This window comes from Herbidospora sp. RD11066, assembly GCF_054661255.1.
Genome location: NZ_BAAGDO010000003.1, coordinates 955,461 through 980,029, shown reverse-complemented (window position 1 = coordinate 980,029; position 24,569 = coordinate 955,461). Strand labels below are relative to the sequence as shown.

Here is a 24,569-nt window from a genome sequence, read left to right as displayed (position 1 = left end):
ACGCAATTCGAATGTCAGGCATTTCCCGATTAACTCACGACGTGCTGGCGATGTAGTCGAGGCTCACCGAATAACTGCCGGTCGGGACAAAGGGAATATCCACCGCATAATCATTGGAGAACGAATCTCCGATTTGCGCCGAAGGCCCCGATTGCTGGTGCACGACGACCGGAGTCGTCGCCGACAACGGCGTGAAGGCCCCCGTCGACCGCACCTTCAGCGCGGAGATCGGAATCGAGGCGCCGGTCACCGGCGAGGTCAGCGCGGGCGCCGCCGCCCTGACGGTCACCGTGTAGCCGGTCGGGCTGTTGGTGATCACGTTCATGGTCACGACGCCGTCGCCCTGCCGCGTGGTGTCCGGCGGCCCGGTCAGGGTGAAGCTCCTGGTCAGATCGGCGATCTCGATGCTCTGCGCGATCACGGTGATACTCGTCGAACAGCGCTGGTCGGTGGAGCCCGCCGGGCAGTTGTTCGCCCGGGTGGGCGAGACGACCGTGGCCGCGATCGTGCCGTCACCGGCGTCCGGCGGGACCGTGGCCGAGTAGGTGATCGTCGCACTCGCACCCACCGGCAGGTCACTGGTCCAGACGATCTGACCGGCGGCGAACACCACGGAACCCGAGGTTGCCGAGGCGTCACCGTCGTAGCCGCTGACCGGGTCGGTGAAGGTCGCCCCCGTGTACGGCGTCTGCCCCGTGTTGGCCACCGTCACGGTGTAGTGGACGGTGCCACCGGCCACGATGCTCGCCACGTCGGCCTGTTTGGTGATGGTGAGCTGGGGCGTGAGCACCTGCACGGTCGACGTGCACGCTCCGCCAGAGCAGGTCGCGCCCCTGGTCGTCGAGGCGACCTGGGCCACCAGGTGGTTGTCGCCGGGGGCGACGTCCTTGACCGTGGCCGAGAAGGTGACCGTGGCGGTGGCGCCGATGGCCAGGTCGCCCGTCCAGGTCAGCAACCCGGAGACGGTCCCGCTGGTGGCGGTGGCGTCGTTGTTGTACACGGCGTCGTCGAGCAGGCCGGTGAGCGAGGTCGTCCAGGTCGCGGCCTGGTAGGCGGCCTCGCCGGAGTTGCGGGCGGTGACGGTGTAGTGGACGACGTCGCCGGGTGTGGCGGTGGTGCGGTCGGCGGCGATCGACAGGTCGAGTTCCGGGATGAGGACGGTGACGGTGGTCGTACACGACACGCAGGTGAGGCCGGGTGTCGTCGAGGTGACCTGGCTGGTCAGCGTGCCGCCGTCCCGGGTGGGGTCGACGACGGTGATCGAGGCGGTCGCGGTGACCGACTGGCCGGGGGCCAGGGTGCCGGTCCAGGTGATCGAGCCGTCGGGATTGGTGGCCAGGCCGCCTGAGCTCACCATGGCGTCGTTGTTGTATTCGGCGTCCTCCAGCGCTCCCGCCAGCGAGAACGTGAAGTTCGCCGGGCTGAAGACGGTCTGGCCGTCGTTGGTCGCGGTCACCGTGTAGTGGACGACGTCTCCCGGCATCGCGACCGTCCGGTCGGCGGCCGAGGCGACGGTGAACACCGCCACCGGCACGTCGGTCTCGCAGCGCGGGTCGGTGCCGCAGTTGCTCCCCATCGACGTCGAGGTGATCCGGCTGCTGAGAACCTTGTCGCCGGGGTCGGGGTTCCGCACGGTGACCGAGTAGGTGACGGTCGCCGAGGCGCCGACGGCCAGCGCGCCGGTCCAGGTCAGCGTGCCCGAGACGGTCCCGCTGGTGGCGCTCGCGTCGTCGTTGTACGTCGCGTCGTCGAGCACCCCCGCCATCGCGTCGGTGAACGTGGCCGCCGGGTAGTCCGTCTGCCCCGAGTTGGTCACGGTGACCGTGTAGTGCACGATCCCGCCCGGCACCGTCGTCGTCGGGCTCGCCGTCTTCACGATCGTCAGCGCCGGGGTGAGCACCCGCACCATGACCGAGCACGCGCCGCACGATAGGCCCTCGGCGGTCGAGGTCACCGTGTTGGCCATCACCTTGTCGCCCGGGTCGGGTGACCGCACGGTCATCGAGTAGGTCACCGTCGCCGAGGCGCCGACGGCCAGGTTCCCGGTCCAGGTCAGCGTCCCGGAGACGGTCCCACTGGTGGCGATCGCATCGTTGTTGTACGTCGCGTCGTCGAGCGCGCCGGTCAGCGCGTCGGTGACGGTGATCCCGGTATAGGGCGTCTGGCCGGTGTTGGCGATGGTGATCGTGTACGCCACCACGTCACCCGGCGCGGCCGACGTCCTGTCCGCCGTCTTGGTGACGGTCAGCTGCGGCACCAGCACGGGCACGTCGATCGAGCACGCCGCCGACGGGCAGTTCGAGCCGGGCGCGGCCGTGACCAGCTGGGTCACGATCCGCCGGTTCCCGGTCGGTGGCGCGTTCACCGTGAACGACCCCGACACCGTGACGCTGCCGCCGACGGGGATGTCACCCGTCCAGATGAGATCGTTGCCGCTGATCGACAGGGTGCCCGAGGTGGCCGACTGGTCACCGCTCGGCGTGACGTCGTCGACCAGATCGGCGCCCGGGACCGACACACTGATCCCGTGATACGGCGTCTGCCCGATGTTGGTGAACACGGCCGTGAGCTGGAACGTCTGCCCCGGCTTGACCGTGGCGGCGCTGGACGACAGGGCGAGGTGCAGTTCCGACACGGTGACCGTGGCCGAGCAGCGCGGGTCGGTGCTCCCGGCCGGACAGTTGCTGTCCGGGGACGTCGAGGTGATGACGTTGCCGAGCAGGTCGTCGCCGGAGCCCTTGGCGGGGTTCACCGTGACCGAGTAGGTGATCGTCACGGTGCCTCCGGCGGGCACGTCTCCCGTCCAGGTCAGCGTGCCCGAGAGGGTCCCGCCGGTGGCGGTGGCGTCGTCGTTGTACGTCGCGTCGTCGAGCACCCCCGCCATCGCGTCGGTGAAGGTCGCCCCCAGGTAGGGCGTCGCCGCCGTGTTCTCGACGGTGATCGTGTAGTGCACGACCCCGCCCCGCACCTGCGACGACGGCGTGGCCGTCTTGGTGAACATCAGGTCGGTGACGTCGTGGACCGTCACGGTGACCGAGCAGCGCGGGTCGGTCGCGCCGGCCGGGCAGTTGGCGCCCTTCGCGGCCGACGCGTTCGTCACGGTCATCCGCTTGTCGCCCAGGTCGGGGTTGTCGACGGTCGCCGTGAAGGTGACGGTCGCCGAGGCGCCGACGGCGAGGTTCCCCGTCCAGGTCAGCAGGCCCGAGAGGGTTCCACCGGTGGCGGTCGCGTCGTTGTTGTAGGTCGCGTCGTCGAGCAGGGCCGTCAGGTCGGTGGTGACCGTCGTGCCCGTGTAGGGCGTCTGGCCGCTGTTGGTGATCGTCGTGGTGAACGTGACGGTGTCGCCGGCGACGGCGGTCGGCTTGTTCGCCGAGGTCACGATCGTGAGCGCCGGGGTGAGCACGACGACCCGCGACGAGCAGGCCGAGACGCAGGTGCTCCCGGGCGCGGCCGAGGTGACCGCGTTGATGAGCTGCTTGTCGCCCGTGTCGGGATCGTTCACGGTGACGCTGTAGGTGACGGTCGCGCTGGCACCGACGGCCAGGTTTCCGGTCCAGGTCACGTTCGGCGTGGAGTAGGTCACCGAGCCCGTGGTCGCCGCCGCGTCGTTGTTATAAGCAGCGTTGTCGATCACGCCCGTGAGGTCGTCGCGGACGGTGATCCCGGTGTAGGGCGTCTGGCCGCTGTTGGTGATCGTCGTCGTGTAGTGGACCACGCCTCCGGGGACCTGCGTGGTCGTGTCGGGCGTGGTGGTGATGGTCAGGGCCGGGATCAGCACGTTCACCGTCGCCGTGCACGCCACGCAGGTCGCGCCGGGCGCGGCCGACGCCAGGGTGCCGGTGATGACCTTGTTGCCGGTGTCGGGGTTCTGCACGGTGAGCGTGCCGGTGACGGTGACCGTGCCGCCGACGGGGATGTCGCCCGTCCAGGTGATCGTGGTGGCGCCCAGCGAGAGGGTGCCGGAACCGGCGGTCTGGTCGCCGTTCGGGGTGGCGTCGTCGAAGACGTCGGCGGTCGGGGCCGTCACGGTGATGCCCGTGTAGGGCGTCTGGCCGGTGTTGGCGAACGTCGCGCTCAGGTGGACGACCGAGCCGGGTGTCGTGGTCGTCTCGGCGTAGTTCTGGCTGAGGGCCAGGCGGTTCAGCCGCACCGTCGACGAGCAGCCGGTCGGGCAGGTCGAACCGGCCACCGTGGAGACGACCGTGCCGGTCAGCAGGCCGTCGCCGGGGTCGGGGGTGCGTACCGTCACCGAATAGGTGATCGTCGTCGTCGCGCCGACGGCGAGGTCGCCGGTCCAGGCCAGGTTGGGCGCGGTGTAGGTGACCGAGCCCGTCGAGGCGGCGGCGTCGCCGTTGTAGACGGCGTCGTCGAGGATCTGGGCGAGCTGGTCGGTCAGGGTGGCGCCCGTGTAGGGCGTCTGTCCGGTGTTCCTGGCGGTGATCGTGTAGTGGACGACCTCGCCCTGCGCGGCGCTGCTCTTGTCGGCCTGCCGGGTGATGGTCAGGCCGGGGAGCAGCACGTTCACCACGGCGGTGCACCCCTGCGGGCAGGTGCTGCCCAGGGTCGAGGAGGTGAGCGTGTTGGTCATCCGGCGGCCGCCGGGGTCGGGGTTCTTCACGGTCACCGTGTACGTGATCGTCGCCGACGCCCCCACCGCGAGGTCGCCCGTCCACGACAGCGTGGGCGCGGTGTACGTGACCGTTCCCGAGGTGGCGACGGCGTCGGCGTTGTAGACGGCGTCGGTGAGCACACCGGTCAGCGAGTCGGCGAACGTCGCGCCCCGGTAGGGGGCCTGGCCGGTGTTGGCGGCGGTGATCGTGTAGGTGACCGTGCCGCCGGGTGTGGTGGTCGGCGAGCTCGCCGTCTTCGTGAGGGTGAGCTGGGGCTGGACGATGGGTGTCGAGGTCGTACACGACACGCAGTTGAGGCCGGCCGACGTCGAGGTGACCGTGCTGGTCAGCGTGCCCGAGGCGGGGTTGTTCACGGTGACCGAGGCGGTGGCGGTGACCGACTGGCCGGGGGCCAGCGGGCCGGTCCAGGTGATCGTGCCGTTGGGGTTCAGGGTCAGGCCGCCCGAGGTGGCGGACGCGTCGTTGTCGTAGACGGCGTTCCCGGCCAGGGCCAGCGTGAAGTTGGCCGCCGGGTAGGACGTCTGCCCGGTGTTGGTGGCCGTCACCGTGTAGTGGACGACCCCGGTCGGCGTCACGCTCGACACGTCGGTGGCGGTGGTCACGGTGAGCTGCGGCACCAGGGTCGTGACGGAGGCCGTGCACGGGCAGGTGTTGCCGGGGCTCGCCGAGGTGACCGTGTTGGTCAGCGCCCGGTCGCCGGTGTCGGGCGAGTTCACCTTCACCGAGTAGGTGATCGTGGCCGAAGCCCCAGGTGAGAGCGCCCCCGACCACGACAGGGTCGGGGCGTTGTAGGTCACCGAGCCCGAGGTGGCCGAGGCGTCGCCGTTGTAGGTGGCGTCGTCGAGCACCCCCGCGAGCGAGTCGGCGAACACCGCCGGGCTGTAGGCCGTCTTGCCCGAGTTGGTCACCGTGATCGTGTAGTTCACGGTCGCGCCCGGCGTGGTGCTCGCCGCGTCGGAGGTCTTCGAGATGGTCAGCAGTTGCAGCGTGACCGTCGACCGGCATCGGGTGTCGGTGCTGGACGCGGCGCAGTTGGTGCCCGAGGTCGGTGAGCTCACCTGGTCGGTCAGCACGCCGTTGCCGCCGGTCTTCACGGTGACCGAGTAGGTGATCGTCGCGGTCGCCCCGGCGGCCAGGTTGCCGGTCCAGCCCACGGTCTGCCCGGCGAAGGAGGCGGCGCCGGTCGTCGCGGCGGCGTCGCCGTTGTAGGTGGCGTCGTCGAGCACGTCGGCCAGCGGATCGCTCAGGGTGACTCCGGTGAAGGCGGCCGGGCCGGTGTTCGCCACGGTGATCGTGTACGAGACGGCCGACCCCGGCGCCGCCGCCGACGTGTTGGCGGTCTTGGTGATGACCAGCGGCCCCACGCCGACCGTGATGGTCGACGCCTCGGTGTCGCTCTGGCCCTTCGCGTCGGTCACCTTGATCGAGAAACCGTAGGTGCCCTGCGTGGTCGGCGTGCCCGAGATGGCGCCGGTCGAGGTGTTCAGCGTCAGCCCCGGCGGGAGCGACCCCGCCGCGAGCGCGTAGGTGTAGGGCCCGGTTCCGCCGTTCACCGAGGTCGCGAGGGTGTAGGCCACCGCGACCTGCGCCGCCGGTGGCGCCGGGATGGTCAGCACCGGCGGCGGGACGATCGTCAGCGTCGCCGCGCGGGTGTCGGTCTGCCCGGTGGCGTCGGTGATCTTGACGGTGAACGAGTAGGTGCCCGCCGTGGTCGGCGTCCCCGACAGCAGCCCCGTCGAGGCGTTGAGCGTCACCCCCGGCGGCAGCGCACCGGCGCTGATCGACCAGGTGATCGGCGCGGTTCCGCCCGTCATCGTGAGGGGGTCGCTGTAGGCGACGTTCACCTCACCGGCCGGTGGCGGACCGAAGGTGAGCTGGGGGTTGGCGTTGGGGGTGACGGTGGCCGAGGTCGCCGAGGGCGGCCCGGTGCCCGCCGCGTTGGTGGCCGCCACGGTGAACGTGTAGGAGGCCCCGGACTGGAGGCCGGTGAGCGTCTGGGTCGTGGCGGTGGACGTGTAGGTGACCGGCGTCTGCGCCACCCCGTTCAGATAGGGCGTGACGACATAGCCGGTGATCGGGCTGAAGCCGGTCGACGACGGCGCCGTCCAGGTCAGCGTGGCCGCCTGGTCTCCGGCGGTCGCCGCCGTGATGGCGGGCGCACCCGGCACTGTGTAGGGCACGACGGCGTTCGACGACGGGCTCGCCGACCCGGTCCCGACGGCGTTCACCGCCGCGACCGTGAACGTGTACGACCCCCCGGCCGTGAGCCCGGTGAGCGTCTGGGTCGTGGCGGTGGACATGTAGGTGACCGGTGCCTGCGCCACCCCGTTCAGGTAGGGCGTGACGATATACCCGGTGATCGGGCTGCCGTTGGCGGCGGGCGCCGTCCACGTCACGGTCGCGCTGGTCACCCCGGCGGTCGCGGCCGGCGCGGTGGGTGTGGCGGGCGCCGAGGTGTACGTGTAGGGCACCACCCCGGCCACGCCCTGCGTGACCACGGTGATGTTCACCGAGGCGGCCGAAGCGCGCGTGGGCATCGACGCGATGGTCAGCGACCCGTTGGCGTTGACGGTGAAGCAGTTCGTGGTGATCACGCTGGAGCACGGCAGCAGGACGACGGGCGTGCCCGCCTGCTGCTCGGCCGTGGTGCCGATCTCGATGGCGCTCGCGTTGGCCAGGTTCGACCCGGTGATCGTGACGCTGCCGCCGCCCGCGATGGTCCCGCTGCTCGACGACGCCGCCAGGCTCGACGGCGCCGCCGGGATCGTGCCCGCCGTGGTGGTCGTCGCGATGCCGGGGTTGCCGTCATTGGACGACGCCGTCACCGTCGACCCGTTCTGGACCGTCGTAGGGGTCACCGCGCTCCCGGTGACGATGCCGACGACGGTCACGGGTGGCAGGGTCGTCCCGCTGGGGAAGGGGCTGCTGGAGTTGGTGCAGGTGATCTTCTGTCCCGAAGGCGCCGCGCACACCCAGCCGTTGCCGAACGCCCCGACGGGCACCACCCCGGCCGGCACCGTCTCGGTCACCGAGATCGCGCCCGGCTCGTTCGCGCCCGCCGACGACACCGACGGCGTCACCGTGTACGTCACCGGATCGCCGGGCTTCGGCGCCGCGCCGTTGTAGCTCGTCTGGGTGACGTCGAGGTCGGGCACCGGGTTGAGGCTGTTGACCACGACGCCGTCGATCTCGTGGAAGTCGGTCGAGCCGCCGGTCGAGGCGACCCAGCCGAACGCGAGCTGCCTCGGGATGCCCGCCGAGGTCGTCCAGGTCGTCGACGGATAGAGGGCCGAGGAGACCGTGGGCAGATTGCCCGTCAGGGTGCGGGCGGTGCCGCCGACCGGCGTGAACTGGACCAGGTAGGTGCCCGCCGCGACGGTCAGCCCGGCGGCGGTGGTCAGCGTGCTCGACGTCGGGTTGATCGCGATCGCGACCGGCACCACCGAGGCCGCCCGCGTGGTGCCGCGCAGCTTCAGCGCCGTCGAGGTCGTCGAGGTGGCGGTGCTGTTGAGCGCGCAGTAGCCGACCGTGCCCGCCCCCGGTCCGCGCACCACGACCTGTCCGGGCACGGTGCCGCCGGAGGTGTTGATGTACGGCGGATTCGTACACCCGCTGCCCTGGTAGGAGCTGTTGCTGAAGTTGCCGTACGCATCGAACCCGAACCCCAGGTAGGCGTTGGCCAGCCCGGCCCCCGACGAGAACGGCGAGTAGCCCAGCGAACCGCCCGGCCGCCCGATGTTGGCCGGGGAGAGCGGGCTGGCCGGGTCGACCGCGGCGGCGACGAACGCGATGCCGTCGGCCCCGTTGCCGCCGTACTGGTACATGTTGAATGTGACGTCGAGGCCCTGCGAGGTCGGCACCGACGTGGCGCCGAACAGGCCACCCTCCAGCGTGGTGGCCGCGCTGGTCAGCCGCAGCACGCCCGAGCCGTTGGCGTCGGTCGAGGTGGTGCAGCTCTTGAGCCCGGTCCCGGTGGTGTTCCCGGCGGCCGACAGGCACACGACGTTGGTCCCGCTCGCCCCCGAGGGCAGCGCCGGGATCGCGACGGGGTAGGCGGGATCGATCGTGTTGTTCTTGAACGACTGCACGAACAGGGTCGACCCGGCGGCGTGCGACACCGACGAGGGCACGTGCACGGCCGTCGCGACCAGCGCGACGGCGAGAACCCGCTTAAGCATGGACGCCGCTCCCCGCCAGCTCCCGCGCGGCCGACTCGACCCGGCGCCGATACCGGTGCCGCACGACGATCCCGACCAGGAACCCGCCCATGACCAGCGCCACCAGCACGACGAACAGGTGCAGCGGGAAGACCACCACCTGGACGGTCCGCGCGTTCCCGCCCGGCAGCGCCACGGTCACGTCGCAGTAGCAGACGAACGGCGGCTCCCAGGTGACCGTCACCTCCCTGGCCGCCCCTCTCACCACCGTGAAGTCGGGGAACATCAGCTCCGACCCACCGGCCGCCACCTTGAGCCGGGTCAGCCCCCGGAAGTCCCGGTGCACGGTCCCGGTGCTGCGCACCCGCGTGGTGATCGGCACCGGCCCGCTCATCACGAACCCCGGTGCCCGGAGATCGGCGATCTCGGCCGAATTGTCGATCGCCCCCGGCACGGTGACGAACACCGGCGCCGCAATGCCCCGATTAATACGGATATTTGCGGAACTCTTCTCCGCCGGGACTTTGAAAATGACGGCGAACTGATGGTCACCGGGTTCCGGATTCTCCGGCACGACCACTTTCAGCGTCACCGGCCGGGTCTCACCCGGCGGGACGGTCAGTCGCGCGGGCGTCACCTCCGCCCAGGCCGCCGCGGCGTAGGGCGCGCCCGGCTGGAAACGCATCGCCCCCGACTCGACGGTGACGAAGTCGGATTTCTCCAGGGTGACCTGGAAGGGCTCACTCCCCTTGTTGGTCACGTCGAACCGGTGCTCGGAGGTCCCCGGCGGGACGACCAGCCTGGTCGGGGTGACCTGCATGGAGAACGCCGGTTCCGGTTCGGCCGCCCGGACGGGCGGGCTCTGGGTCAAGAAGAGACACAACACGACGAGGAAACCCCGAACCGAATTGACCATCCGTAATGCCCCCCATAGCGATCAATTCGAGAAAGTAGTCACCCGATCGCCAAGAGGGCTGCTAAAGATCACCCGTGGTTTCCCAGTGTTTTCGGGAGGGTCATATTCCGTAAAGCTTCCCCAGATGCGCCCTACTTCCGTCAATTGGGTATATGGGCGGGAGGGCTGGGATATACGGGGGAGAAATGAGAAAAAGTGTTCCCGCGCTGGCGGGACTCTTGCTCGCGGTCTGCGCACCGGCGGCGGCGCTGGCGGCCGACGATCCGGGCACGGGCGTATCGATCCGCGTGCTGCCACCAGAAGATCCGGCCGGGACACCGCCGGAAGATCCGGCCGGGACACCGCCGGAAGACCGGGACGTGTCGCCGCCCGATCGGCGGGAGCCCGCCGGGTATCACGTCGAAAGCGGCGCCGACGTCCCTCGCGACAGCGGTGGGATCGACGGCATCCGGAAGGAGATCGACGTCACCGCTCCCGCACCCGCCGCCGAGAAGATCACCGGGGAGCTGCCCTTCACCGGGATCGACGGCGAGGCCCTCACGGTCCTCGCCCTGGCGGGCGCGGTCGCCTCGATCGAGGGCGTCGCGCTGATCGTGCTCACCCGCCGCCGATTCAGACGTGCACCTTGACGTCGTAGTCCTTCAGCCAGGCGTCGAGCTGGAGCAGCCGCTCCAGCGGCGCCCTCGGCAGGGGTACGCCGTCGGTCCTGTCCACCATCTTCCGGGCGTCGACCAGGTCCATGACCTCCTGACTCGGCAGGTAGTCGCCGCGCAGCAGGTCACGGACGGCGTCGCGGAGCGCCACTCCGTACGACGGGTCCTGGGTCGACGGGTAGGGCGACTTGACCCGGCGCAGGATCGAGTCGGGCAGGACGTCCGCGCAGGCCGCGCGCAGCAGGCTCTTCTCCCGGCCGTCGAAGGTCTTCATCGCCCACGGCGCGTTGAACACGTAGTTGACGAGCCGGTGGTCGCAGAAGGGCACCCGGACCTCCAGCCCGACGGCCATGCTCATCCGGTCCTTGCGGTCGAGCAGCATCTGCACGAACCGGGTCAGGTTGAAGTAGCTGATCTCCCGCATCCGCGCCTGGAGCCCGGTCTCGCCGGGGAGCCGGGGCACCTCGGCCATCGAGTCGTGATAGCTGTCGTGCTGGTAGGCCGGGATGTCGAGCAGCCGCAGCAGGTCCCGGTCGAGCAGGTCGAGGTTCACGTGGCCGACGATGTCGCCGACGGCCAGCCACGGGAAGGTGTCGGCGTTGACGGCGACCGGGTCGTGGAACCACTGGTAGCCGCCGAACACCTCGTCGGCCGACTCACCCGACAGCGCCACCGTCGAGTGCTCCCTGATCGCCCGGAACAGCAGGTAGAGCGAGGTGTCCATGTCGCCCATGCCGACCGGCAGGTCGCGGGCGCGCAGCACCGCCGCGCGCACCGCGGGGTCGATCAGGTCGGCCGAGTCGAGCACGATGTCGGTGTGGTCGGAGCCGACGTGCCTGACCAGGTCGTGGGCGTAGGGGCCGTCGGGGGTCGAGCGGGCGGCGTCCGGCTTGAAGTTCTTGGTGTATCCGGCGAAGTCGACGGAGAACGACCTGACCGTGCCGAGCCCCTGTTCCTGGAGGTCCATGGCGGCGAGCGCGGTGACGGCGCTGGAGTCGAGGCCGCCCGACAGCAGTGTGCACAGGGGCACGTCGCTGATGAGCTGGCGGGCGATGATGTCGTCCAGCAGCGAGCGCACGTTCAGCACCGTGGTCGGCACGTCGTCGGTGTGCTCGTAGGCGGTGAGTTCCCAGTAGCGCCTCTTCGAGAGCCCTTGCCGGGTCACCCTGACGATCTGGCCGGGGCGGACCTCGTACATGCCCTTGAAGATCGCGTTCTCCGGCGTCTTGACGAACGCGAGCATCTCGCGCAGCCCGTCGGCGTCGACCACCCGCTCGGCCATGGGGTTGGCCAGGATCGCCTTCGGCTCCGAACCGAACAGCACCCCGCCCGGCGTCGGGTAGTAGTAGAGCGGCTTGATCCCCATCCGGTCGCGGACCAGGATCAGCTTCTCCTCCCGGGTGTCCCAGACGGCGAACGCGAACATCCCGTTCAGGTGCCCGGCGAGGTCCTCGCCCCACTCCAGGTAGGCGTGGAGCAGCACCTCGGTGTCGCTGTACGTCCGGAACGCGTGCCCCTTGGCCTCCAGCTCGGCGCGGAGTTCCTGGAAGTTGTAGACCTCACCGCTGTAGGTGAGCACCGCGATCTCGCGCCCGTCGTCCTCGGCGAGCATCGGCTGACGGCCGCCTTCGAGGTCGATGATGGCGAGGCGGCGATGCCCGATCGCGGCGTGCGGCGAGAGCCAGAGCCCCTCGTCGTCGGGCCCCCGGCAGCTCATCGTCTCGGTCATGGCCCGTGCGATCTCCGCGGGCCTGGCCCCTGTCAGGTCTCGTTCGTAATCCACCCACCCGGTAATTCCACACATATCTGCCCAAACCTCCCATTGAGGGCTCGATATGCCCGGATAAAAAAATCTTTAGAACCCCGATGTCGAAACCGCGCCCGCCCGGACGACGCGTAGACAAAGACCAGAGAAACCGAAGGAGACAGCACAATGGGCAAGGTTCTGACCGGCGGCACGATGTCCCTCGACGGCTTCATCGCCGGCCCCGGCGACAGCGGCTTCGACCTGCTGTTCCAGTGGTACGGCAACGGCGACGTCGAGGTCCCCGGCGCCAGCCCCAACGTCCCGCCGCTGCGCCTGTCGAAGGCCAGCGCCGACCTGCTCCAGGAGGAGTGGGGCGACGTCGGCGCCCTGGTCGTCGGCCGCCACCTCTACGACCTGACCAACGCGTGGGGCGGCATGCACCCGATGGGCGTCCCGGTGGTCGTGCTGACCCACCGGCTCCCGGAGGAGCGGCCCAACTTCGTCTTCGTCGACGAGGGCATCGAGGCGGCCGTGGCCAGGGCCCGCGAGATCGCGGGAGAGAAGGACGTCGTGGTCAACGGCGGCCAGATGGCCCGGCAGGCCCTCGAGGCCGGGCTGATCGACGAGGTCGGCGTGGAGCTCGTCCCGGTGCTGCTCGGGAGCGGCACCCCGCTGTTCGCGGACCTGGGAATCGCGCCGGTCCAGTTCGACGGACCGGTCAGGATGGTCGAGGGCACCGGCGTGACCCACCTGCGCTACCGCGTGCGGCGTTAACCTGAGGGGCATGGCGCGGATGGGCACGCTCGAGCGGTCGATCATGGATGCCCTGTGGCGGCATCCCGACGGGATCTTCGCCCATGATCTGGCGGCGATGCTGCCGTCCCAACCGGCGATCACCACGGTCCTGACGGTGCTGGTCCGGCTGACCCACAAGGGCCTGGTCTCCCGCGAGCGGGTGGGCAGGGCCCACCTCTACCGGGCCGCCGTCGACAAGGACGCCGTCGCCGCCGAGGCCATGCGGGCCGCGCTCGACCAGGCCGGTGACATCGAGGGGGCCGTGCAGCGATTCGTCGGCACGGTCTCCCCCGAGGTCGCCGCCGCCCTGCGGGAAGCGCTCGACGCGAGGGACTCCCGATGACCCCCTGGTTACTGTCGGCCCTGGTCGCCCTGCTGCCGATGAGCCTGTCCGCCCACCTGGCCAAGGCCGAATGGACCTGGCGCCACCCCCGCGCCGCGCTGGCGTTGTGGCAGGCCATCGCCCTGTCGGCCGGGCTGGGCGCGATCACCGCCGGGCTGGTCGCCGCGGTCGCCCCGCTCGACGCCGTCTTCCCCCACGGCATGCACACCTTCGTACGCGGCCTGGCCTCCGGCCACGGTCTCCACGGCCTGGGCCCGGCCGAGTTCGCCGCGCTGACCTGGTCGGCCGGGGTGCTGGTCTGGCTGGTCGCCCACACGCTGAAGGCGGCCTACACCGCACTGGCCGAGCGGCGCCGGCAGCGCCTGCTCATCGACGTGGCCGCCGAACACCTCCCCGACGTCGACGTGTACGTCCTCCCGAGCGCCCGCCGCCTCGCCTACTGCGTCCCCGGCGCGGGCGGCAGGGTGGTGCTCAGCCAGGGGGCCATCGACTCGCTGTCCCCCGCCGAGCTTCAGGCCGTCCTGAGACACGAACGCGCCCACGCGCGCGGCCGCCACGACCTGGTGCTGCTCCCGTTCGTGGCGCTGAGCGGGGCGTTCGGCTGGGTGCCGTTCGCCCGCACCGCCCGCCAGGCCGTGGCCGTGCTGCTCGAAATGATCGCCGACGACCACGCCCGCGACCCGATCCCGCTGGCCCACGCCCTGGTCACGATGGCCTCCCCGGCCCCGGCCGGAGGGCTGGGCGCGGCCGACGCCGGGGTGGTCGAGCGGGTGCGCCGCCTGCTCGCCCGTGGCCGCCGGGCGGTGTGGTGGGTGTCGGTGCTGGTCTACTCGTCGGCGCTGGCGGTGCTGAGCGGCCCGGTGGTCGTCCTGGTCGCGCCGTGGCTGTGGTGGGACTGCCACCCGTCGGCCGACCTGCTGAGCTGCGTACCCGACGAGCAGGTGGCGAGCATGTTCGCGAGGGCCGCCTTCTCCCTGACGGTCACCGACAGCCGATAGTGGCGTTTGACGGTGATCCAGTCGCGGGCGTACTCACACCAGTAGGCCCGCACGGGTGGCCGCCAGTTGGCCGGGCTCTGACCGCCCTTGGCGAGGTTGACCTGCTCGCTCACCGCGATCAGCTCGGGCCGGGTCACGTCGTGCGCGAAGGCGTGGCGCCGCGCCGGGCTCCACCGCCACGCCCCCGAGATCCACGCGTTGGCCAGCGGCACGACGTGGTCGACGTCGATCTGCCCGGTGTCGGTGAGAGTGCGCCCGTCGTAGGAGCTGAACCAACGCCCCTTCGAGGTGCCACAGGGGCCTTCGATGGGCGAGCGGTCGTCGCGCATCAGCACGACCTGACGGGTGTCGCAGCCCCCGGTGCCCGGCCGCCGCCAGGTGGTCATGAACTTCGCCCGGTCGTAGCGGGCGAGGATGCGCGCACTGGCGGGTCTGACCTGGAGCTGCGCCAGCGCCGAGAAGGAGGAGGCTTCGGCGGGCGCCGGGAGGAGGACGAGGAACACGCTCACGAGAGCCGCACGCGGCCAGAGGGCGGTCATGACCGGGGCGATACCCAATGACTACATAGAGTAGTCGTGGCCGTTCGTCAGCGCGGCCACTCCGCCGACTCGTTGATCTTGCGCTGGGTGAAGGAGAACCACGTCCCCGAGTCGTCGCGGAAGATGGCCTCGATCCCGTAGGGGCGGTCGACCGGTTCCTGGAGGAACTCCACGCCGCGCGCCTTCAGGGTCTCGTAGTCGCCCCGGATGTCGTCGGTGGTGAACACCCCGGCGCCCAGCACGCCCTTGGCGATCAGCTTCTTCAGCGCCTCGGCCGATTCGGGGTCGAGGGCGGGCGGGCCGGGGACCGTGAGCGTGATCTCGACGTCCGGCTGGTTCTTGGCGCCGACGGTGAGCCAGCGCATGCCGCCCTCGCCCATGACGACGTCCGATCGGACCTCGAGGCCCAGTTTCTCGGTGTAGAACGCCTTCGCCCGCTCGTGGTCGAGCACCCAGACGTTGGCGATGGAAAGTCCTCTGATCATGTCTTCAGGCTAGTCAGCGGCCTGCGGGCCGGGCTTCTCCTGGATTGCGGTCTTGAAGGCGCCCTGCCACAGCAGCGCGTAACACCCGGGCACCATCGCCGCCCCCGCGTGGCGGGCGCGGTAGTCGCTCGGGGTCAGGCCGGTCTGCTTCTTGAAGGTCGAGGAGAAGGAGCCGAGGCTGGTGAATCCGACCAGGGTGCAGATCTCGGTCACCGAGAGGTCGGCCGTCTTCAGCAGGTTCTCGGCCCGCTCGATGCGGCGGTGGCTGAGGTACTGGCCGGGGGTGATGCCGTACACGGCCCTGAAGAGGCGCACGAAGTGGTAGCGCGAATAGCCGGCGTGGGCGGCGATGGCGTCGAGGTCGATCGGAGTGGCCCACTCGCGATCGATGGCGTCTTTGGCCAGGCGGACCTGCCGCAACTGCGAGACCAGCACCCCTCGATCCTGCCACATTTCACTCGCGGCAATTACTTGCCAACATGGAAAGTAATTGCCATCATCGAACCATGGATAGAGAAGAGGCCGCCGCGGCCTTAAGAGCGGCGCAGACGCACAAAGAGGCGGTGCGGGCGGCGAGCAGGTGGCCCGTGCTCATCCTGGTCGCGCTGGGTGGCGCGATCTTCGCCACCGAGATCGCGGTCACCTTCATCAAGGGCCCGTGGACGTTCGTCCCGGCCGCCTGGACCGCCGTCTGCGGGCTGTGGGCCGGGTGGTACGCCCACCGGCAGCGGGTCAGGCCACGCGGCTACATCAAGCGCTACCTGTTCTCACTGGGAGGCTCGATGGTGTTGCATGTCGCCTACATGTTCGTCATCCTCTGGGCCGACCTGCACGGCGACCCGCTCACCGCGCTCATCGGGCCGGCGATCGTGGCGGCACCCCTGTTCGTCGGGGCCTATGTGGAGAGCCGGGCCGAGTGAACCATCCGCGTCACGATCTCGACGAGGTCATCCACTCTCCGGTGCGGATGTCCATCGTCGCCGTGCTGGCGGCGGCCGAGCAGGTCGAGTTCGCGTTCGTCCGCGACGCCGTCGAGATCACCGACCCCACCCTGTCGAAGCAGGTCACCACGCTGGAGAAGGCCGGATACGTCGAGGTCATCAAGGGCTACGCCGGCAAGCGGCCGCGCACCTGGCTCAAGATCACCGCCGAGGGGCGCGAGGCGTTCACCCGTCACCTGGCCGCTCTCCGGGCCATCGCCGAGGGTCCGGGAACGGCCCAAAAGGATCAGAGCAACCTTTAAGGCAATTTTCAGGACCTCCACGTACCGTCAAATCTATGACCAAAGGGCCGAAGGCATGGTTGCTCGTCGGGGCGGCCGTGGTCTGGGCCGTGGTGATCACCGGCGTGGTGCTGTTCCGCGGCGGCGACTTACCGGAAGCGGCCGCTCCGAGTCCATCCCCATCGCCGTCGGACACCCCGCTGACCACCGCCGAGGTCTACCAGACGCTCCTGCCGTCGGTGGTGCGCATCGAGACCAAGCGCGACTCCTCCAGCCAGGAGAGCATGACCACCTCGGCCATCGGCACCGGGGTCATCGCCAACGCCGACGGCACCATCCTGACCGCCGCCCACGTCGTCGCGAAGGCCGCGACCATCGAGGTCGCCTACACCGACGGCAGCACGACGACCGCCAGGGTCGCCAGCAGTGACGCCAAGAAGGACATCGCCACGCTCGTACCGGCGAAACTGCCCGAGACCGTCGTCCCGGCCACGCTCGGCGGCGGCGCGCAGGTCGGCGACGACATCGTCGCGATCGGCAACCCGCTCGGGCTGACCCTGAGCACCAGCAGCGGGGTCGTCTCGGGACTGAACCGCGAGGTCGCGGGTACCGAGGGGCACATCCAGTTCGACGCCACGGTCAACCCGGGCAGTTCCGGCGGGCCGCTCATCAACGACCGGGGCCAGGTCATCGGCATCGTCGTGTCCCTCGCCAACCCCACCGACGCCGGCACGTTCATCGGCATCGGTTTCGCCATGCCCATCGGCGCCGCGCTCGGCGGCGACGGTGAAGGTGACGAAACGCTGCCGCTCTAGGAAGGATCCCCCGTGAGCTGGAACGACCCCGAGAACGCCCCTTCGGGTCCCGTCGAGAAGCTGCTGTACGAGGTCAAGAAGACCATCGTCGGCCAGGACGCCCTCCTGGAGCGGATGCTGGTGGCGCTGCTGGCGCGGGGGCACATCCTCGTCGAGGGCGTGCCGGGCCTGGCCAAGACGCTGGCGGTGAAGTCGCTGGCCGAGGCGATGGGCGGGGACTTCCGGCGGGTGCAGTTCACCCCCGACCTGGTGCCCGCCGACATCGTCGGCACCCGCGTCTACCACCAGCCGACCGGCGAGTTCCAGGTCCAGCTCGGGCCGGTCTTCACCAACCTGCTCTTGGCGGACGAGATCAACCGCGCCCCCGCGAAGGTGCAGAGCGCGCTGCTGGAGGTGATGCAGGAACGCCAGGTCACCATCGGCCGCGAGACCCACAAGGTGCCCAACCCGTTCCTGGTCATGGCCACCCAGAACCCGATCGAGAACGAGGGCGTCTATCCGCTGCCGGAGGCGCAGGTCGACCGGTTCATGATGAAGGTCCTGGTCGGCTACCCGAGCGTGACCGAGGAGTTCGTCGTCGTCGAACGCGCCCTCACCCCGACGGCGGTCATCCAGAAGATCCTCGAACCGGCGGCCCTGGCGGCCCTCCAGCAGGAGGCCGACCAGGTCTACGTCGACCCGTCGCTGATCGAATACGCCGTCCAGCTCGCCCACGCCAGCCGCGACCCCGCCCGCGTCGGCCAGAGCGACCTGGCCAGATACGTCACCTACGGCGCGAGCCCCCGCTCGTCGATCAGCCTGGTGCTGGCCGGTCGGGCGCTGGCCTACATCCGGGGCCGGGAGTACGTCGTCCCCGAGGACCTCATCGACCTGGCCCTCGACGTGATGCGCCACCGGCTGGTCCTCTCCTACGAGGCGCTGTCCGACGACGTGACGGCCGACCTGATCCTGGCGAAGATCCTGGCGAACCTGCCGGTGCCGAGGCCCGCGGGGCGGGGGCGCTGACCGATGGTCACCCCGCCCGACCGGCTGCTGCGCCGCCTGGAGTGGCGGCTCGGCAAACGGCTCGACGGCCGGTTGCAGGGCGCCTACCGCACGGTGTGGCGGGGCGCCGGCCTCGACTTCACCGACCTGCGCGGCTACCTGCCCGAAGACGACGTGCGCCACATCGACTGGAACGTCACCGCGCGGCTCGACGAGCCGTTCGTGCGGCTCTACACCGAAGACCGCGAGATGACCGCCTGGCTCGTGGTCGACCGGTCGGCCTCGATGCGAGCCGGGAAGACGCGGGCCGCCACCGAACTGGCGGTCAGCATCGCCCGGATCGTCTCCCGTGGCGGCAACAAGATCGGTGCCATCCTGTACGACACCACCGACCACCGCCTCATCCCGCCCCGCAGCGGGAGAGACCAGGTGCTGCGCATCGCCAAAGACCTGATGCGCGAGCCCACCCGTTCGAAGACCACCACCGACCTGGCCGCGATGCTGCGGCTGGTCGCCTCCAGCGCCCGGCAGCGCAGCCTGATCGTCGTCATGTCCGACTTCATCGGCGAGCCGGGCTGGGAGAAGCCGCTCGGCATGCTCACCCACCGCCACGAGGTCGTGGTGGTCCGCGTCGCCGACCCGGCCGAGCTCGACCTGCCCGACCTCGGCCTCATCGTGGTCGAGGACGCCGAGACCGGCGAGCAGCTGCTCGTCGACTCCAGCGACCCGCTGCTCCGCAGCCGCCTGGCCGCCCAGGTCTCCGCCCGCGAGGACGAACTGGCCGCGAGCATGCGCCGCGCGGGCGTCGACGCCCACCACATCACCACCGACCACGATCTGGTGGCGACACTGCTCGGGCTGGTCCGCGGACGGAGGGCCAAGTGACCTTCGACCAACCGTTCGTGCTGGTCTTGGCGGTGTTGCTCACGGGTGGCGCGGTGGCGGCGTACACGATCCTGCAGAAACGGCGCAGCGCCGCGCTCGCGGCGGCGGGGTTCGGCGGCCTGGCCGGGGGCGGCATCCGCCGCCATCTGCCCTACGCCCTCCTGCTCGCCGCGATGCCGATCCTGCTGACCGGGCTGGCCCGGCCGCAGGCCGAGGTCAGCGTGCCGCGCGTGGCCGGGACGGTCCTGCTGGCCTTCGACATCTCCAACAGCATGAAGGCCGACGACGTGCGGCCGACCCGGCTGGCCGCCGCACAGGCCGCCGCGAAGGAGTTCGTCGACAAGCAGCCGGGCACGGTCGACATCGGCGTGATCATCTTCGGTGACCAGGCCCTGCTCACCCAGCCGCCGACCGACGACCGGGGCGCGACGCTGGCCGCCATCGGCCGGGCGTCGGCGAGCGGCGGCACCTCGCTCGGCCGGGCGATCCTCGTCGGCCTGGGCACGATCACCGGCAAGCAGGTCAGCCTGCCCGAAGAGGGACAGACGCCGCCGAGCCTCGGCTACTTCCCGTCGGCGACGATCGTCGTGTTCTCCGACGGGCAGGAGACCGGCGGCCCCGACGTCGCGGCGGCGGCCGGGCTCGCGGCGGCCGCGGGCGTGCGGGTGCAGACCGTCGGGGTCGGCACCGCGCGGGGATCGACCGTCGAGGTCGAGGGCTTCCGGCTGGCCACCGCGCTCGACGCCGACCTGCTCACCGCGGTCGCGCAGATGACCGGCGGGAAGTACCTGGAGGCGACCGACGCGGCGGCGCTGGCCTCCGCCGCCGACGCCATCGACCTGCGCCTCACCGTGAAGAAAGAGCCCCTGGAACTGACCGCTCCGTTCGCCGGGGCCGCGCTGCTGCTGCTCACCCTCGGCGGCCTGCTCGGCACCCGCTGGCACGGAAGGATCGTCTGATGTCGCTCAGCTGGCCCCTGGCCCTGCTCGCGCTGCTGGTGGTGCCCTTACTCCTGCTGGCCCGATGGTGGTTCAACCGCCGCCGCAAACGCACCGCGATCACCGTCTCCAGCATCGGCCTGATCCGGGCCGCGCTGCCGGGCCGCACCGCGTGGCGGCGGCGGGTCCCGATCGCCCTGTTCCTGGTGGGCCTGCTGCTGATCGCCTTCAGCGTCGCCCGCCCCGAGGCCACGGTCTCGGTGCCGAGCGACGACACCTCGATCATCCTCGCCATGGACGCCTCGGGCTCGATGTGCGCGACCGACGTCGACCCCAACCGCCTGACGGCGGCGATCGAGGCGGCCCGCGAGTTCATCGAGGAGAGCGACGAGGGCACCAGGATCGGCCTGGTCGCCTTCGCCGGGATCGCCGGGCTGCTGGTCCCGCCGACCACCGACAAAGACCAGCTCATCGAGGCCATCACCACGCTGCGGACCTCGCGCGGCACCGCGATCGGCCAGGCGATCCTGACCTCGATCGACACCATCGCCGAGTACAACCCCAACGTCACCGAGAGCGGCGTCGACCTCAGCGCGCCGGCCGCTTTGGGCGACTTCGAGCCCGACACGATCGTGGTGCTGACCGACGGCTCCAACACCGACGGCGTCGACCCGGTGACCGCCGCCGAGCAGGCCGCCGCCCGCCGCCTGCGGATCTTCACGATCGGTTTCGGCACGACCGAGCCCGCCTCGATGGTGTGCAGCCCCGACCAGGTCAGCGGTGACAGCTGGCGCGGCGGCGGTGGCGGTTTCGGCGGATTCGGCGACGGCAACATGCGCCGCCGGGTCATGCAGATCGACGAGGAGGCGCTGACCCAGGTGGCCGACGCCACCGGCGGCAAGTACTTCCGCGCCGAGGACGCCGGCCAGCTCACCGACGTGCTCACCGACCTGCCCAGCCAGATCGGCCTGCACGAGGCCCAGCGCGAGACGACCGTCTGGTTCGTCCTGTTCGGCACGTTGCTGACGTTCGGCGGAGTCGGCCTGTCCTTGTGGTGGAATCGGGCCCGGATACGCTGACGCCCATGGCATGGATCACCGAACGGCTGGCCGACCTCACGACCGCCTTCCTCACGCAGTCGACGGTCACCGCGAAGACGGCCCTGTCGCCCCACTTCGTCCGCATCGACCTCCAGGCGGACGCCTTCCGCACGGCGTCGTGGGCGCCCGGCTGCAAGGTCCAGATGCGCCCCGAACGCACCACACTCGGCCTGCGCACCTACACGCCGTTCGCCTGGAACACCGGCGAGGGCACCGTCTCCCTCGTCGCCTACCTCCACGGCACCGGCCCGGCCGGGCGCTGGTTCGACCAGGTCAAGCCCGGTGACACCTGCGAGCTGATGGGCCCCCGCCGCTCCCTCGACCTGAACGGTGCGGCACCCGAGGTGGTCTTCGTGGGCGACGAGTCGAGCGTCGGCCTGGCCGCCGTGCTCCGGGAGACCAGGGCCGAAGGGGTCACCTACGTCCTGGAGGCCGAAGACCCGGCCGAATACACCGAGGTCCTGGCCGGTCTCGGCGTCACTGCGACGGTCGTCGCGAAGAAGCGCCACGACCTGCTGAACGTCACCCGATCGGGCACCTACGACCTGGTCGTCACCGGCGACGCCGCGACCGTCGGCCCGATCCGCCGAGCCGCCCGTGACTGGACACCCCGCCCGGCGAAGATCCTCGGCAAGGCCTACTGGGCCGAGGGCCGCACCGGCCTCGACTAGGCACTCATCGCGGCCAGCACCACGATGGCCACCATCAGTCCCGTGACGACGGCGGCCACCACCAGTAAGCCGGCCTTCCTCGCCCGGCCCGGCCGCCCCGCACGGCCGGTCGCCGCCCGCGTGTGGGCGGCGTTCATCTGGTCGATCCGTCGGGCGAAGCGATGGTCGTGCGTGCGGAGCGTCTGCTCGATCTCGGTCAGGATGCGCTGTTCGGCGGCCGACATTCCCATGGGCGTGATCCTTCTCGTGGGGGCAACCGGTAGGGCCGCTACCCCGTGAGAGCGATCGGGAACGTGTCAGCCGGTGGAGAGCCAGACGGGGGTGGACTTCTCCCATTCGTACATCCGGCGGTCGCGGTGCTGCTCGATCAGGTCGGCGTTCTCGACCCGCACGGTGGCCGGTGCCGCGACGATCGTCTCCAGGACGGCCGCCACCGTCGGGTACGGAATGGCCGCGGCGCTGTAGGCGATCGAGATGTGCGGCACGAACCCCTCGTCGCGCCCCGGCACCTGCGGCCACACCTCGGCGATCGCCTTCCGGATGGCCAGCCGCACCTCCACCACGGGTTCCGGCGGGACGACGTCCCACCGCACGGCCTCCCGGGTGATCACCGGCTTGTCGAGGGTGAGCTCGAACGGGGGCAGCAGCGCCAGCTGCCGGGTGGCGGCGCTAACGATGGCCCGCGCGTCGTCCTCGGTGACCTCGTCGGTGAAGCCGATGTGCTGCATGGTCAGGTGGAGCGACAGGTCCGGCACCGGCACGAGCGCCTCGATCTGGGCGAGCCCCTGCCGGTAGACCTCGGCGATGCGGTGGACGTCGGGCGCGTCCCGGAAGGTCAGGTGCCAGGCGTAGCCCCGGCGCCCGACCCGCCAGCCGGGCCGCCACCACCAGTGGTCGGCCATCTGCTTGTCCTCGGTCACGTCGTCTCCGCCCGCGTGCGGCGGGCGTGGGCCGCGGCGTCGGGGGCCGCGATGGGGTACCTGGCCAGGACGTCCTCGTGGATCATGAACGCGTCGACCAGGGTGAGCGCGTGCGGGGCGAGCTCCTCGTAGGTGTCGTCCCTCAGGGTCGGCAGCGCCTCGACCCGGGCCGCCGTGAGGTGCCCGGCGGCCAGCAGGTCACCCGTGACCGGGGCGAGCAGGCGCAGCGCGAGCAGCCGGTGGAGGGCGTACAGCAGGTCCGAGCCGGTCGTCCTGGCGGCGGCCAGCAGTTCTCCGGCGGCGGTCCGGCCGGCCATGGCGTCGGCGTAGCGGAGGGCCGCCGTCGACGTGTGGTTCCAGCGGTCGAGCGGGCCGCGCCGCCCCTTGGCCCGCAGCGCCGCCCGCGCGCGGTCGCGCCAGATCCCCTCGGCCCGGACGAGCAGGTTCTGCAGCGGGTCGGCGTCGGGCCCGGGGTCCTCGCCGTTCAGCAGGAGTGCGCCCGCCGCCTTCACCATGATGGCGAGGTTGTCACCCTCGGCGGTGATGAGCCCCTCGAAGGCGGTCTGGATGGGAGCGATGCCGTTGGCGTCGAACAGGCCGTGCGCCCCGCAGCGTTCCCGCGCCTCGATGACGGCCTGGCGGCCCTGCCAGGTCACCCAGGCCTTGGTGAGGGCGACCCGCGTCTCGTCGGCGGGGGCGGCGACGGTCGCGCGGTGCAGCAGGGTGGCGGCGTAGGCGGTGGCCAGGCCGTCGAGCAGTGGTGCGTGGTGGCTGCGGTAGGCCCAGACCGGCACGCTCGCACCGCCGGTCAGCGCCGCGACCTGCCTGACGTGGGCGTACCGCACCGCCAGCGCGAGGACGTGGCGGAGCGCGCCGACCGCGCAGGCGCTCATGCACAGCTTCCCGATGGTGACCCGTCCGATGGAGTGCAGCATGCGCCGCCGCCGGTTGCCCATCGGGCTGGTGAACACGCCGTCGGCGCCGATCTCACCGTGCGGGCCTTGGAGGAGGGCGTCCATTCCCAGCTTGACCTGGTCGAACGTGGTGAGACAGTGGTCGACCGCCGGGCCCAGTTTGGGCTGGAGCAGTTCGGTCCGCACGCCGGGGGCGTCGAGGGGGACGACGAACAGGAACACCCCCTGGTCGGTCGCGCCGTCGATCAGCCGGGCCGCCACCACCGCCGTCTTCTGCCCGCCGATGGCGCTGGTGTTCGGCATGTACTTGGCCGCCGCGACGTCGGGGGTGTGCAGCGTGAAACCGGCGCCGTCGCGGGTCGCCGTGGTGCCCATGCGGGCGGCGTTGTTGCCGTGGCCGATCTCCGTGCACAGGAAGGTCCCGACGCGGCCCAGATGCCCGACCTCCCGATCGTGGTCGAGGAGGCTGCCCAGGAACAGGTTGTAGTGGATGCCCGCGACCGTGGCCAGGCCGCCGTCGATGGGGGCGGCCCATTCGTGCAGCGCGGCCAGCGCCGCCGGGTCACAGACGAGCTTTTCCACGTCCTGTACGTGCCGGTCGACCACCCTCAGCCGGTCATAAGTGGCCGCGATCCGGTCTTCATAGCCGAGACCGGCGAACTCGGCCGGGTCGAAACGGGCGAACAGCTCTCGCCAGGGGGCGTGCTCATCCGCGTAACGGAACCCGAACAACGCCTCGGACAGTGCCTCTGACAACGTCGCAGCCATCACCATGACCACCTCCGCGGACAGTAAACACGCCTGATGATCAAGGACGTCCCATCACGCCCCCCATGAATGGGCAGGTCAGCGGCCT

Annotated in this window: 20 protein-coding genes and 1 pseudogene; 12 read left to right on the top strand and 9 right to left on the bottom strand. The window is 70.7% G+C overall.

The window, feature by feature from the left end:
* Positions 1–34 precede the first annotated feature (34 nt).
* Both ACYQ78_RS16210 and ACYQ78_RS16205 read right to left on the bottom strand, forming a co-directional pair.
* A complete protein-coding gene (locus tag ACYQ78_RS16210) occupies positions 35–8,809 on the bottom strand; it encodes a DUF7927 domain-containing protein (RefSeq protein WP_459801643.1) in 8,775 nt (2,924 codons plus the stop codon).
* Positions 8,802–9,659, bottom strand: coding sequence for a COG1361 family protein (locus ACYQ78_RS16205; RefSeq protein ID WP_459801642.1), 858 nt, complete (start codon positions 9,657–9,659; stop codon positions 8,802–8,804). Before ACYQ78_RS16205 ends, ACYQ78_RS16210 begins: the two co-directional genes overlap by 8 nt.
* A gap of 230 nt (positions 9,660–9,889) precedes the next feature.
* Between ACYQ78_RS16205 and ACYQ78_RS16200 the strand changes: the two genes are divergently transcribed.
* Complete coding sequence (locus ACYQ78_RS16200; protein ID WP_459801641.1) at positions 9,890–10,333, top strand: hypothetical protein; 444 nt, start codon at positions 9,890–9,892, stop codon at positions 10,331–10,333.
* Here the strand turns inward: ACYQ78_RS16200 and asnB are convergent.
* Positions 10,317–12,161 (bottom strand): asparagine synthase (glutamine-hydrolyzing), encoded by a 1,845-nt coding sequence (asnB, locus tag ACYQ78_RS16195; protein ID WP_459801640.1) that lies wholly within the window; start codon positions 12,159–12,161, stop codon positions 10,317–10,319. The genes ACYQ78_RS16200 and asnB overlap by 17 nt on opposite strands.
* Positions 12,162–12,290: 129 nt before the next feature.
* Here asnB and ACYQ78_RS16190 point away from each other — a divergent pair, with 129 nt between their 5' ends.
* The 3 genes and pseudogenes from ACYQ78_RS16190 to ACYQ78_RS16180 all read left to right on the top strand — a co-directional run.
* Positions 12,291–12,878, top strand: coding sequence for a dihydrofolate reductase family protein (locus ACYQ78_RS16190; RefSeq protein ID WP_459801639.1), 588 nt, complete (start codon positions 12,291–12,293; stop codon positions 12,876–12,878).
* Positions 12,879–12,888: 10 nt separating this feature from the next.
* Positions 12,889–13,242, top strand: coding sequence for a BlaI/MecI/CopY family transcriptional regulator (locus tag ACYQ78_RS16185; protein ID WP_459801638.1), 354 nt, complete (start codon positions 12,889–12,891; stop codon positions 13,240–13,242).
* Positions 13,239–13,805, top strand: a pseudogene (locus tag ACYQ78_RS16180) (M48 family metalloprotease); the annotation flags it as partial. The gene ACYQ78_RS16185 and the pseudogene ACYQ78_RS16180, both read left to right, overlap by 4 nt.
* 263 nt (positions 13,806–14,068) lie before the next feature.
* On the opposite strand, the gene ACYQ78_RS16175 reads toward ACYQ78_RS16180, so the two are convergent.
* From ACYQ78_RS16175 to ACYQ78_RS16165, 3 genes are read right to left on the bottom strand one after another with little or no spacing between them, the layout of a single operon-like run.
* Entirely contained in the window at positions 14,069–14,779 is a 711-nt protein-coding gene (locus tag ACYQ78_RS16175) for an HNH endonuclease family protein (RefSeq protein WP_459801637.1), read from the bottom strand.
* Between the two features lie 47 nt (positions 14,780–14,826).
* Positions 14,827–15,264, bottom strand: a complete 438-nt coding sequence (locus ACYQ78_RS16170; RefSeq protein WP_459801636.1) for a VOC family protein — start codon at positions 15,262–15,264, stop codon at positions 14,827–14,829.
* Between the two features lie 9 nt (positions 15,265–15,273).
* Complete coding sequence (locus tag ACYQ78_RS16165) at positions 15,274–15,717, bottom strand: helix-turn-helix transcriptional regulator (protein ID WP_459801635.1); 444 nt, start codon at positions 15,715–15,717, stop codon at positions 15,274–15,276.
* Positions 15,718–15,770: 53 nt separating this feature from the next.
* Here ACYQ78_RS16165 and ACYQ78_RS16160 point away from each other — a divergent pair, with 53 nt between their 5' ends.
* Genes ACYQ78_RS16160 through ACYQ78_RS16125 form a run of 8 tightly spaced genes read left to right on the top strand, consistent with a single transcriptional unit; the run spans position 15,771 to position 21,879 of the window.
* Positions 15,771–16,184: a hypothetical protein gene (locus tag ACYQ78_RS16160; RefSeq protein ID WP_459801634.1), complete on the top strand. Its 414-nt coding sequence runs from the start codon at positions 15,771–15,773 to the stop codon at positions 16,182–16,184.
* Positions 16,181–16,507, top strand: coding sequence for a winged helix-turn-helix domain-containing protein (locus tag ACYQ78_RS16155; protein WP_459801633.1), 327 nt, complete (start codon positions 16,181–16,183; stop codon positions 16,505–16,507). The genes ACYQ78_RS16160 and ACYQ78_RS16155 overlap by 4 nt, the downstream gene beginning before the upstream one ends.
* 35 nt (positions 16,508–16,542) lie before the next feature.
* Positions 16,543–17,301 carry a S1C family serine protease gene (locus tag ACYQ78_RS16150; protein WP_459801632.1) on the top strand — a complete coding sequence of 253 codons (759 nt, stop codon included), beginning with the start codon at positions 16,543–16,545 and terminating at the stop codon, positions 17,299–17,301.
* Between the two features lie 12 nt (positions 17,302–17,313).
* A complete protein-coding gene (locus tag ACYQ78_RS16145) occupies positions 17,314–18,306 on the top strand; it encodes an AAA family ATPase (protein WP_459801631.1) in 993 nt (330 codons plus the stop codon).
* Positions 18,307–18,309: 3 nt separating this feature from the next.
* Positions 18,310–19,170, top strand: coding sequence for a DUF58 domain-containing protein (locus ACYQ78_RS16140; protein WP_459801630.1), 861 nt, complete (start codon positions 18,310–18,312; stop codon positions 19,168–19,170).
* Positions 19,167–20,129, top strand: coding sequence for a VWA domain-containing protein (locus ACYQ78_RS16135; protein ID WP_459801629.1), 963 nt, complete (start codon positions 19,167–19,169; stop codon positions 20,127–20,129). Before ACYQ78_RS16140 ends, ACYQ78_RS16135 begins: the two co-directional genes overlap by 4 nt.
* Positions 20,129–21,187 carry a VWA domain-containing protein gene (locus ACYQ78_RS16130; RefSeq protein WP_459801628.1) on the top strand — a complete coding sequence of 353 codons (1,059 nt, stop codon included), beginning with the start codon at positions 20,129–20,131 and terminating at the stop codon, positions 21,185–21,187. The genes ACYQ78_RS16135 and ACYQ78_RS16130 overlap by 1 nt, the downstream gene beginning before the upstream one ends.
* A gap of 5 nt (positions 21,188–21,192) precedes the next feature.
* Positions 21,193–21,879: a siderophore-interacting protein gene (locus ACYQ78_RS16125; RefSeq protein WP_459801627.1), complete on the top strand. Its 687-nt coding sequence runs from the start codon at positions 21,193–21,195 to the stop codon at positions 21,877–21,879.
* On the opposite strand, the gene ACYQ78_RS16120 is transcribed toward ACYQ78_RS16125, so the two are convergent.
* The 3 genes from ACYQ78_RS16120 to ACYQ78_RS16110 form a co-directional block, all read right to left on the bottom strand.
* Positions 21,876–22,109, bottom strand: a complete 234-nt coding sequence (locus ACYQ78_RS16120; protein ID WP_459801626.1) for a DUF3040 domain-containing protein — start codon at positions 22,107–22,109, stop codon at positions 21,876–21,878. The genes ACYQ78_RS16125 and ACYQ78_RS16120 overlap by 4 nt on opposite strands.
* Before the next feature lie 66 nt (positions 22,110–22,175).
* Entirely contained in the window at positions 22,176–22,799 is a 624-nt protein-coding gene (locus ACYQ78_RS16115) for a 2'-5' RNA ligase family protein (protein ID WP_459801625.1), read from the bottom strand.
* Positions 22,796–24,481, bottom strand: a complete 1,686-nt coding sequence (locus tag ACYQ78_RS16110; protein ID WP_459801624.1) for an acyl-CoA dehydrogenase family protein — start codon at positions 24,479–24,481, stop codon at positions 22,796–22,798. The genes ACYQ78_RS16115 and ACYQ78_RS16110 overlap by 4 nt, the downstream gene beginning before the upstream one ends.
* Between the last annotated feature and the right edge of the window lie 88 nt (positions 24,482–24,569).

Coding starts and splice junctions, on each gene's coding strand:
- ACYQ78_RS16200 (WP_459801641.1), top strand. CDS start 9,890: ATGAGAAAAAGTGTTCCCGCGCTGGCGGGACTCTTGCTCGCGGTCTGC.
- ACYQ78_RS16110 (WP_459801624.1), bottom strand. CDS start 24,481: ATGGCTGCGACGTTGTCAGAGGCACTGTCCGAGGCGTTGTTCGGGTTC.
- ACYQ78_RS16210 (WP_459801643.1), bottom strand. CDS start 8,809: ATGCTTAAGCGGGTTCTCGCCGTCGCGCTGGTCGCGACGGCCGTGCAC.
- ACYQ78_RS16125 (WP_459801627.1), top strand. CDS start 21,193: ATGGCATGGATCACCGAACGGCTGGCCGACCTCACGACCGCCTTCCTC.
- ACYQ78_RS16160 (WP_459801634.1), top strand. CDS start 15,771: ATGGATAGAGAAGAGGCCGCCGCGGCCTTAAGAGCGGCGCAGACGCAC.
- ACYQ78_RS16165 (WP_459801635.1), bottom strand. CDS start 15,717: ATGTGGCAGGATCGAGGGGTGCTGGTCTCGCAGTTGCGGCAGGTCCGC.
- ACYQ78_RS16130 (WP_459801628.1), top strand. CDS start 20,129: ATGTCGCTCAGCTGGCCCCTGGCCCTGCTCGCGCTGCTGGTGGTGCCC.
- ACYQ78_RS16140 (WP_459801630.1), top strand. CDS start 18,310: ATGGTCACCCCGCCCGACCGGCTGCTGCGCCGCCTGGAGTGGCGGCTC.
- ACYQ78_RS16150 (WP_459801632.1), top strand. CDS start 16,543: ATGACCAAAGGGCCGAAGGCATGGTTGCTCGTCGGGGCGGCCGTGGTC.
- ACYQ78_RS16185 (WP_459801638.1), top strand. CDS start 12,889: ATGGCGCGGATGGGCACGCTCGAGCGGTCGATCATGGATGCCCTGTGG.
- ACYQ78_RS16175 (WP_459801637.1), bottom strand. CDS start 14,779: ATGACCGCCCTCTGGCCGCGTGCGGCTCTCGTGAGCGTGTTCCTCGTC.
- asnB (WP_459801640.1), bottom strand. CDS start 12,161: ATGTGTGGAATTACCGGGTGGGTGGATTACGAACGAGACCTGACAGGG.
- ACYQ78_RS16190 (WP_459801639.1), top strand. CDS start 12,291: ATGGGCAAGGTTCTGACCGGCGGCACGATGTCCCTCGACGGCTTCATC.
- ACYQ78_RS16170 (WP_459801636.1), bottom strand. CDS start 15,264: ATGATCAGAGGACTTTCCATCGCCAACGTCTGGGTGCTCGACCACGAG.
- ACYQ78_RS16120 (WP_459801626.1), bottom strand. CDS start 22,109: ATGGGAATGTCGGCCGCCGAACAGCGCATCCTGACCGAGATCGAGCAG.